Below are 8,821 nucleotides of genomic sequence, written 5' to 3'. Positions count from 1 at the left end.
ACAAGCGCCCCGTCCCCGGGGGGGGCCCCCGCCCCCGCCGCGGCCGCGCGGGCCCCGGGGGCAACGGGCCCGGATTGCGCTTCGCTCCATCCGGGCTACGGGAGCTGAGACTCAAACCGCCTTCAACGCCGCGATCAGCTTGGTCGCGTTCTCTTCCAGCACTTTGACGTCTTCCTTGCGGCTGGCGGGCGGAAGCATCGCCACGCCGTCGTGGCGCGGCATCACGTGCATGTGGAGATGAAACACCACCTGTCCGCCGGCCGCCTCGTTGAACTGCTGCACGGTGATGCCGTCGGCCTTGAACGCCGTCATCGCTGCGGCAGCGATCTTGTGCGCGCCGCGGGCGACATGGGCGTAGTCGTCCGGCTTGATGTCGAGGATGTTGCGGGCAGGTGCTTTTGGAATCACCAGCGTGTGGCCAGGTACCCGCGGCATGATGTCGAGGAACGCGAGCACGTGCTCATCCTCGTAAACCTTGTGGCAGGAGAATTCACCGCGCAGGATCTTTGCGAAAATGTTGTTGGGGTCGTAGGCGGTCATGGCGGCGGCTCCCTAGAATTTGCGCTTACTGTCACCAGCCGCAACGAACCGTCAAGGCGCCTCGTCGGCGCCTTTGCGGAACGGGCCGAGCTCGGCTAGCTCACGTCCGGCTTCCGCGACATAGGCGCGCTCGCGCTTGAGGTAATCGTCGATGGCGCGGCGCAAGCCCGGATCGGCGATGAAGTGAGCGGAGTGGGTGGTCCGCGGCAGGTAGCCGCGTGCGATCTTGTGCTCGCCCTGCGCACCGGCTTCGACATTCGCCAGCCCGCGTTTGATGGCGAAGTCGATCGCCTGATAATAGCAGACTTCGAAATGCAGGAAGGGATGATGCTCGACCGCACCCCAGTTGCGGCCGAACAGCGTGTCCGAGCCGATGAAGTTGATCGCGCCCGCGATCCAGCGATCGTTGCGACGGGCCATCACCAGCAGCACGTCATCGCTCATGGTCTCGCCGATCAGCGAGAAGAATTCCCGCGTCAGATAAGGCCGGCCCCATTTGCGCGAGCCGGTCTCCATGTAGAACATGAAAAACGCATCCCATGCGTCTTCCGTAATGTCCTTGCCCGTGAGCCAGTGGATCGTGACCCCGGCGGCCAGTGCATCGCGCCGCTCGCGCTTGATCGATTTGCGGTGGCGTGAGTTCAGCGTCGCCAGGAAATCGTCGAAACTCGCAAAACCTTCGTTGTGCCAATGGAACTGCTGGTCGGTGCGCTGGAGGAAGCCGTGCTTGGCGAGCAGCTTCCACTCCGCTTCGCGGGCGAAAGTGACGTGCACCGAGGAAGCCTTGCTGACGCCGCACAGCGCCACCAGCCCGCTCGCCAGTGCCTCCGTGATGCGCTCGTGGTCGACGCCTTCGCGAACCAGCAGCCGCGGTCCCGTGGCCGGCGTGAAGGGAACCGAAACCTGCAGCTTCGGATAGTACCGCCCGCCGGCGCGCTCATAGGCATCGGCCCAGCCGCGGTCGAAGACATATTCGCCTTGCGAGTGCGATTTCAGGTAGCAGGGCACGACGCCGGCGACGCGACCGTCGATCTTGGCCACGAGATGCCGCGGCCCCCAGCCGGTGCGGATCGTGGCCGAACCCGATTTCTCAACGGCCGATAAAAACGCGTGGGAGACGAAGGGGTTATAGGCAGGCTTTGAGAGGCCGAGAGAATCGCCTGGAAGCCCGGATGAGGTTCCCTTGCCATGCCCATTACAAGACTTGCCGGGACTAGCGCAGGCGTCCCAGTCGTCCGGCGATACTTCGCCAATGGAAGGTGCGGCCTCAAGGGTGATTTCGGATGGTGCCATCATGCCCAAGATCGTGCATTGCAGCAGCGACTTCAAGAGTGGGAAACATCAAGCCTACGGTACGAAGCCCTCGAAGATCATCTGATCCGCATGTTGTGCGACCCGCGTCCGCTGCTCGGTCGTACGCACGGTCCAGCCGAGCAGGGCGCAGCCGAACACATTGCGGGCGATCCAGGGGGCGGGGGCGGGCAGGTCGTCGACCCTGAAGGCGACGAAATGCGGCTGGGTCTGGAAGCCGTGGCGCAGGTACAGCATGCTGTCGCGCTGCTCCCGGGTCAGGTAAGCCCAGTATTCGTCCTGATAGCTCCGCTGCGCGACGATGCCGCGGGGGCGGGAGGGCAACAGCTCGCGCAGCGCCAGCACCTGGTCCGGGTCGAAGGACATGCCGACGGCGGGGCCGTCATAGGATGCCAGCACCTCGGCCATCCGCTTCACCAGCTTGCGGTCGCCGTCAAAATGGCTCTTGACCTCGATCACCAGCGGCACGCGGCCGGCGACCAGGCCGCAGAGGTCGCTGAGCGACATCATCCGCTCGGCCGTGTCCTCGAACGTGAGCGCCTTCAGTTCAGTGGCGGTTTTCTCGACCAGCGGGCCGGTGGCCTCGGTAAGGCGGCCGAGCGCATGGTCGTGATGCACCATGGCCTCGCCGTCGGCGGAGAGCTGGATGTCGACCTCGATCGAGAAATTGCCCGCAATCGCAGCCTGCACCGCGCCCGGCATGTTCTCGACGATGCCGCGGGAAATGTCGTGCAGGCCGCGATGGGCGACCGGGCGGGCTGTCAACCAATCAGGAGCGCGCATTCGCCTCAGGCGACCTCGAACACGCCTTCGACCTCGACCGCCGCATCCGCGGGCAGGGAGGCGACGCCGACGGTGGTGCGGGCATGACGGCCCTTGTCACCGAAGGCGGCGACCATCAGATCGGAGGCGCCGTTGAGGACCTTCGGCCCGTCCAGGAAGTCCGGCGCCGAGTTGATGAAGCCGCCGAGGCGCACCACGCGAACGACCTTGTCGAGGTCGCCGAGCGCCGCCTTGACCTGGGCCAGCAGGTTGACGGCGCAGCCGCGGGCGGCCGCCGCGCCCTCTTCGATGGTCACGCCGGCGCCGAGCTTGCCCTTGGCGATCAGCTTGCCGGCGGGATCGAAGCAAACCTGGCCCGAGACGAACAGCAGATTACCGGTGCGCACGAACGGGACGTAATTGGCCACGGGGGTGGGGGCCTCGTGCAGCTTGATACCCTGTTCCGCCAGCTTCTGCTCGACCGTACCCGCCATGTCCGACCTCGTTGTCCAAAAATCCATCCGCCGGGCAGATCCGTCGCAGCCCGGCGGGCCCTGTTTCGCCCATCGTGCCGCCACATGCAAGCAACCCTCGGGGGTGGCATTTTGTTGAGGCAGGGCAGGAGGTTCAACGCAAAGGCCGCAACTTTACGTGAAACGGCCTCAGTTGCGACGCAATGGAACGTTCATTAAAATGTCGAATCTGCGCTTTCCCCAGGGACCAGACATGCTGCACCTTTTCCGGACTTCGCTCGGTGCGACGGCGCTCGCGGCGGCCGCTCTCGGCCCCGGAGGCGGGGCGCTAGCCGCGAACGGTCCGTTCCTCGCGCATCAGGCGCTCTATGATTTGAGCCTGGTGAAATCGCGCTCCAATTCGATCAACAGCGCGCGCGGCCGCATCCTCTACAATTTCACCGGAAGTTCGTGCGAGGGCTACACCTCCGAATTCCGCCAGGTCTCCGAGCTCGACAGTGGCGAGGGCAAGGTCACGCTCAGCGATCTCCGCTCCAATTCCTGGGAGGACGCTGGCGGCAAAAGCTACCGCTTCAAGATCGAGACGCGGATGAACGAGGCGGATGCCGGCCGGGTCGACGGCTCGGCGGAGCGCGACGGCGACCACATCAACGTCAAGCTGAAGCTGCCGGCGCCGAAGAATTTCACGCTCGACGGCAAGATCGTGTTTCCGACCGAACAGATCCAGCGCATCATTGCCGCCGCGAAGGAGGGCAAGTCGCTGCTCGAGCTCTCCGTCTATGACGGCTCCGACGATGGCCAGAAGGTCTACAACACGCTGACCGTGATCGGCCAGCCGATCCCGGCCGAGCGCGAAGGTTCGCCCGATCCGTCGACGTCAGATGAGCACATGAAGTCGCTCAAGCGCTGGCCCGTCACCGTCAGCTATTTCGACCGCGAGGCCCAGCAGAAGGAAGGCGAGCAGACGCCGGTCTATGCGATGGCGTTCGAGCTCTACGAGAACGGCGTCTCGCGCCAGCTCGTGCTCGATTACAACGATTTTGTGATTTCGGGCGCGATGGGCAAGTTCGACGCGAAGGACAGCAAGCCCTGCAATTGAGGGCTGGCCTGCAACGCGGTCTCTGGCTAGGCTCCCTCCCAACCACAAACATCCGGGAGGCATCATGCCCAAGCTCGATCATCTCCGCCCCAGCGGCCTGCATCACAATCCCGCTTATTCGCATGTCGTCACTGCCACGGGGGCGCGGACGATCTACATCTCCGGCCAGGTATCGGTGGACGAGGAAGGGCGGATCGTCGGCGAGGGCGATCTCGCCGCGCAGACCACGCAGGTGATGCAGAATCTCGGGCACGCGCTGAAAGCAGCCGGCGCGAGCTACGCCAACATCGTGAAGATCACGACCTTCGTCGTGAACTACAAGCCGGAGCTGCGCCCGATCATCGGCAAGGCTCGCTCGGTCTTCTTCGAAGGCATGGAGCCGCCGGCGAGCACGCTGGTCGGCGTCTCGGCGCTCGCCGCGCCGGAATGGATGATCGAGATCGAGGCGGTGGCGGTCGCGGATTGAGATCTTTCCCGTAGCCCGGATTGCGCTGCGCTTGATCCGGGCTACGAGTGCGTAGCCTTGGACATCTCTTGCAGAAGAACCATCGCGTCGTCCGCCCTGTCAGCCGGCACAAATAGATGATCGTGGTGAAACGCCGAAACGGCGTTCACGCTGATGCCGGCTGCGGCGAGGCGTGCCGTGATTGCCGCCAGGAAGCCCACCACATCGAGTGCGGAGTGAACCGTCAGGGTGATCAGGCACGATGCGAATGCGTACCGTAGTCCCGCCGCTTCGGCCTGTTCGCGTGGGATCACGAGCGTCGTCCCTTCCTGCTCGCGGAACGTCAGCAAAGGGCTGAGCGCTGCGGGAATCGACTGGCCTGTCGGGATCGTGCAGAACACGAAAATGCCTGGCCGCATCTCCGGCTTCACGTGTCTCAGCAGCGCGTCGAGGTCGCGTTCGCCTGTCATCACTCCTGCGCCTTTTCCGGCCCCTCATACGCGATGCCGCGGATCACTGCGGCGCTGCCGAATTTCTTGCGCAAGCTGTCCACCGCGCGCTCGGCGTGGGCGGCGCGGCGGTCGAGCATGTCGGTGTCGTCGGCGACTGAACCCTCGCGCAACGCGCTGACGCCGGCGCCCATCAGACGGAAGGCGGTGCCGTCGATCTCTTTCGCCAGCATCTCGCGGCAGATCGAAAAGATCTTCGCGGCAAGCTGCGTCGGGGCCGTGATCGACTGCGAGCGGGTCCGCTGGCGGAAATCCGCGGTCTTCAGCTTCAGCGTGACGGTCAGGCCGGCGAGCTCGCTGCTCTTGAGGCGAGACGACGTCTTCTCGCAGAGGCGCCACAGGATCTTCTCCAGCGTCGCGAAATCGCGGATGTCGGTCTCGAACGTCGTCTCGCTCGAAATCGTCTTGGCGCCCCGATCGGGCTCGACGCGGCGGTCGTCGATGCCGCGCGCGAGCCGCCACAGCCTGCGGCCGTCGCTCGGAAACTGCCGCATCATCTCGATCTCGTCGGCCTTCTGCAGGTCGGCGATGATGCGGAAGCCGCGTTGCACCAGACGCTCCTGCGTCGCGGGTCCAACGCCGAAGATGAAACCGACGGGCTTCTCCGCAAGCATCAAGCGCGCTTCCTCCTGGTCGAGCGCGGCAAACCCGCGAGGCTTGTCGAGGTCGGAGGCGATCTTGGCCAGGAACTTGTTGCAGGAGAGGCCGACCGAGACGCTGATGCCGATGTCGCGCTCGATGTCACGTGCGAACCGCGCCAGCACCTTGGCCGGGATCATGCCGTGCACCCGTTCGGTGCCGGAGAGATCGAGGAACGCCTCGTCGATCGAGAGCGGCTCGACCAGCGGCGTCAGGGCCTGCATGGCCTGGCGCACCTCGCGCCCGACCCGGACATATTTCGCCATGTCCGGCGGGATCACGGCGGCATGCGGGCAGGCTTCCAACGCCTTGTACATCGGCATGGCCGAGCGCACGCCGTAGGTGCGCGCGATATAGCAGGCGGCCGACACCACGCCGCGCTTGCCCCCGCCGATGATGACGGGTCTGTCGGCGATGTCGGGGTTGTCGCGCTTCTCGACTGTCGCGTAGAAGGCGTCGCAGTCGATATGGGCGATGGTCAGGCTTGCGAGTGCGCGGTGGCGGGCGAGGCGGGGGGAACCGCAGGCGGAACAACGCCGAACGCCGATATCCAGATCGGCCGAACAATCCCGGCAGAAGCAGCGGGGCCCGGCCGTCTCCAGGGAGGTCACGGCACGTCGCGCTCCCAATTGGGGTCGCCGAGCGCGTCGCCGAGAACCTGCCGCGCTGCGGCAACGTTGGTCGGATGCAGTTCCGCAGCGCTGGCAAAGGCCTTCACGGTGGCGTCATCCCGCATCACGAAATCGAGCACGCTGAGCAGGAAATTGGGGTCCGAGGCGGCATTGCGCAGCGTCTCCGGGCCGACCCCTGTCTCGGCCAGGAACAGGCCCAGCCGCTCGGGTTCGCCCGCGACGAAAGACAGCGCCTGAAGCGCAACGATTTCAGCGACTTCGCGCGGGTTGTGAACAGGCTTTTTCACGTGGCCGGTTTGCCTTTCCGTTAACTTTCGGTGTCTACTTTGGGGTCACCATGCCCGAGTCTCGTTCCTGAGTCTTGTGACCCCCGACAAGCAACTGGAAACCACATCGCAGAAAGTCGGTCCTCGGGTTTAACGAAACTCAAGCGAATTCGAGGCTAGTTTGAATCCAGTTTTCGAAGCGCCGGCGACCGGCGCCTGAGGCGTCACATGCATCGGTCTGCGGACCAATCAGGAGGGCGGGATGGCTAAGACCGTCCTGATCGTGGAAGACAACGAGCTCAACATGAAGCTCTTCCGCGACCTGTTGGAGGCGCACGGCTACCAGACCACCGGTACCAGCAACGGCTACGAGGCGCTCGACCTCGTTCGCAAGATGCGGCCCGACCTCGTGCTGATGGATATCCAATTGCCGCAGGTCTCGGGCCTGGAGGTGACGCGCTGGATCAAGGACGATCCGGAGCTGCGCAGCATTCCCGTCGTCGCCGTCACGGCGTTCGCGATGAAGGGCGACGAAGAGCGCATCCGCGAGGGCGGCTGCGAAGCCTATTTGTCCAAGCCGATCTCGGTCGGCAAATTCATTGAGACGGTCCGACGTTTCATCGGATAGGAAGTGAGTTCACAGTGTCCGCGCGTATTCTCGTCGTCGATGACGTCCCTGCCAACGTCAAGCTGCTCGAAGCTCGCCTATCCGCCGAATATTTCGACGTCATGACCGCCGCGAACGGCACCGAGGCGCTGGCGATCTGCGCCCGCGCCGAATGCGACATCATCCTGCTCGACGTCATGATGCCGGACATGGACGGTTTCGAGGTCTGCCGCCGCCTCAAGACCGATCCGGCCACGCACCACATTCCCGTCGTGATGGTCACCGCGCTCGACAGCCCGGCCGACCGCAACCGCGGGCTGGAAGCCGGCGCCGACGATTTCCTGACAAAACCCGTCTCCGATGTCGTGCTGATCGCGCGCGTCCGCTCGCTGACCCGGCTGAAGATGATGACCGACGAGCTGCGCATGCGCGCCATCACTTCGCTCGAGATCGGCATGCAGGCGCCCGAGCGCAGTGCAATCTCCGACACCGGCAAGGGCGGCCGCATCCTGCTGGTCGACGACCGCCAGTCCTCCTATGAGCGGCTGGCGACGATCCTCGCCGCCGAGCACACCATCGACGTCGAGCCGAACCCGACGGAAGCGCTGTTCCACGCCGCCGAGGGCAATTACGATCTGCTGATCGTCTCGCTCGACCTCAACAATTTCGACGGCCTTCGGCTGTGCAGCCAGGCGCGCTCGCTGGAGCGCACGCGGCATGTGCCGATCCTGGCGATCGCCGACCCCGAGAACGCCACGCGGCTGCTGCGTGGGCTCGAGATCGGGGTCAACGACTATCTGCTGCGTCCCATCGACAAGATCGAGCTGCTGGCGCGTGCCCGCACCCAGATCCGCCGCCGCCGTTACACCGACCATCTGCGCGACAACGTGCAGAACTCGATCGAGATGGCAATCACGGACGCGCTCACCGGGCTGCACAATCGCCGCTACATGGAGAGCCATCTCGCGACGCTCGCCGAGCAGGCCGCAACCCGCGGCAAGCCGCTGGCGCTGATGATCCTGGACATCGACTACTTCAAGTCGATCAACGACAATTACGGTCACGACGCCGGCGACGACGTGCTGCGCGAATTCGCCGTGCGGGTGCGCAAGTCGATCCGCGGCATCGACCTTGCCTGTCGCTACGGCGGCGAGGAATTCGTCATCGTGATGCCGGAGACCGATCTCCACGTCGCCGGCATGGTCGCCGAGCGCCTGCGCCGCTCGATCGCCGGCGAGCCCTTTGCGATCCACAAGGGCACCAAGCGCATCGAGGTCACGATCTCGATCGGCCTGACCACGCTGGAGCAGAAGGGCGAGGCGGTTGGCGACGTCCTCAAGCGCGCCGACACTGCGCTGTACCGCGCCAAGCACGACGGCCGCAATCGCGTGGTGTCGCACGCGGCGTGAGGCCGCTCGCACAGGCCGGCGCAAAAAAACGCGAAAACAACCCCATGCACAGTAGTCGTCCGTTAAGAAGCCGAATTGAGCGGGAGCGGACAGGCAAGCGTATGCGATAGCTGGATCAGGAAGAGGCAC

At 64.8% G+C, this 8,821-nt stretch carries 11 protein-coding genes; 4 read left to right on the top strand and 7 right to left on the bottom strand.

Going from position 1 to position 8,821, the window contains the following annotated elements; genetic code table 11:
- Positions 1 to 111 precede the first annotated feature (111 nt).
- Genes AC0L3K_RS18030 through AC0L3K_RS18015 form a run of 4 tightly spaced genes read right to left on the bottom strand, consistent with a single transcriptional unit; the run spans position 112 to position 3,107 of the window.
- The gene (locus tag AC0L3K_RS18030) at positions 112 to 540 is read right to left on the bottom strand and encodes an HIT family protein (RefSeq protein WP_007603258.1); all 429 of its coding nucleotides are present in this window, start codon (positions 538 to 540) and stop codon (positions 112 to 114) included.
- A gap of 51 nt (positions 541 to 591) precedes the next feature.
- Positions 592 to 1,833, bottom strand: coding sequence for a GNAT family N-acetyltransferase (locus AC0L3K_RS18025; RefSeq protein ID WP_473366569.1), 1,242 nt, complete (start codon positions 1,831 to 1,833; stop codon positions 592 to 594).
- 54 nt (positions 1,834 to 1,887) lie between these two features.
- The gene (locus AC0L3K_RS18020; protein WP_473366549.1) at positions 1,888 to 2,634 is read right to left on the bottom strand and encodes a glycerophosphodiester phosphodiesterase; all 747 of its coding nucleotides are present in this window, start codon (positions 2,632 to 2,634) and stop codon (positions 1,888 to 1,890) included.
- Between the two features lie 5 nt (positions 2,635 to 2,639).
- The gene (locus AC0L3K_RS18015) at positions 2,640 to 3,107 is read right to left on the bottom strand and encodes a RidA family protein (protein ID WP_007603263.1); all 468 of its coding nucleotides are present in this window, start codon (positions 3,105 to 3,107) and stop codon (positions 2,640 to 2,642) included.
- A 232-nt stretch (positions 3,108 to 3,339) separates the two neighbouring features.
- On the opposite strand from AC0L3K_RS18015, the gene AC0L3K_RS18010 reads away from it, so the two are divergent.
- Both AC0L3K_RS18010 and AC0L3K_RS18005 read left to right on the top strand, forming a co-directional pair.
- A complete protein-coding gene (locus AC0L3K_RS18010) occupies positions 3,340 to 4,185 on the top strand; it encodes a cell envelope integrity EipB family protein (protein WP_354128550.1) in 846 nt (281 codons plus the stop codon).
- Positions 4,186 to 4,249: 64 nt separating this feature from the next.
- Positions 4,250 to 4,651, top strand: coding sequence for a RidA family protein (locus tag AC0L3K_RS18005; RefSeq protein WP_219684926.1), 402 nt, complete (start codon positions 4,250 to 4,252; stop codon positions 4,649 to 4,651).
- Between the two features lie 41 nt (positions 4,652 to 4,692).
- On the opposite strand, the gene AC0L3K_RS18000 is transcribed toward AC0L3K_RS18005, so the two are convergent.
- Genes AC0L3K_RS18000 through AC0L3K_RS17990 form a run of 3 tightly spaced genes read right to left on the bottom strand, consistent with a single transcriptional unit; the run spans position 4,693 to position 6,697 of the window.
- Entirely contained in the window at positions 4,693 to 5,100 is a 408-nt protein-coding gene (locus tag AC0L3K_RS18000) for an ACT domain-containing protein (protein ID WP_354128551.1), read from the bottom strand.
- The gene (locus AC0L3K_RS17995; protein WP_354128552.1) at positions 5,100 to 6,389 is read right to left on the bottom strand and encodes a DNA polymerase IV; all 1,290 of its coding nucleotides are present in this window, start codon (positions 6,387 to 6,389) and stop codon (positions 5,100 to 5,102) included. The genes AC0L3K_RS18000 and AC0L3K_RS17995 overlap by 1 nt, the downstream gene beginning before the upstream one ends.
- Positions 6,386 to 6,697 carry a DUF3572 domain-containing protein gene (locus tag AC0L3K_RS17990; RefSeq protein ID WP_007603271.1) on the bottom strand — a complete coding sequence of 104 codons (312 nt, stop codon included), beginning with the start codon at positions 6,695 to 6,697 and terminating at the stop codon, positions 6,386 to 6,388. Before AC0L3K_RS17990 ends, AC0L3K_RS17995 begins: the two co-directional genes overlap by 4 nt.
- Before the next feature lie 241 nt (positions 6,698 to 6,938).
- Between AC0L3K_RS17990 and AC0L3K_RS17985 the strand changes: the two genes are divergently transcribed.
- Entirely contained in the window at positions 6,939 to 7,304 is a 366-nt protein-coding gene (locus AC0L3K_RS17985; protein WP_007603272.1) for a response regulator, read from the top strand.
- Between the two features lie 14 nt (positions 7,305 to 7,318).
- Complete coding sequence (locus AC0L3K_RS17980) at positions 7,319 to 8,692, top strand: PleD family two-component system response regulator (RefSeq protein WP_007603275.1); 1,374 nt, start codon at positions 7,319 to 7,321, stop codon at positions 8,690 to 8,692.
- Positions 8,693 to 8,821 lie beyond the last annotated feature (129 nt).

The organism is Bradyrhizobium sp. MI1.10 (genome assembly GCF_055811035.1).
This window is presented reverse-complemented; position numbering and strand designations above follow the sequence as displayed.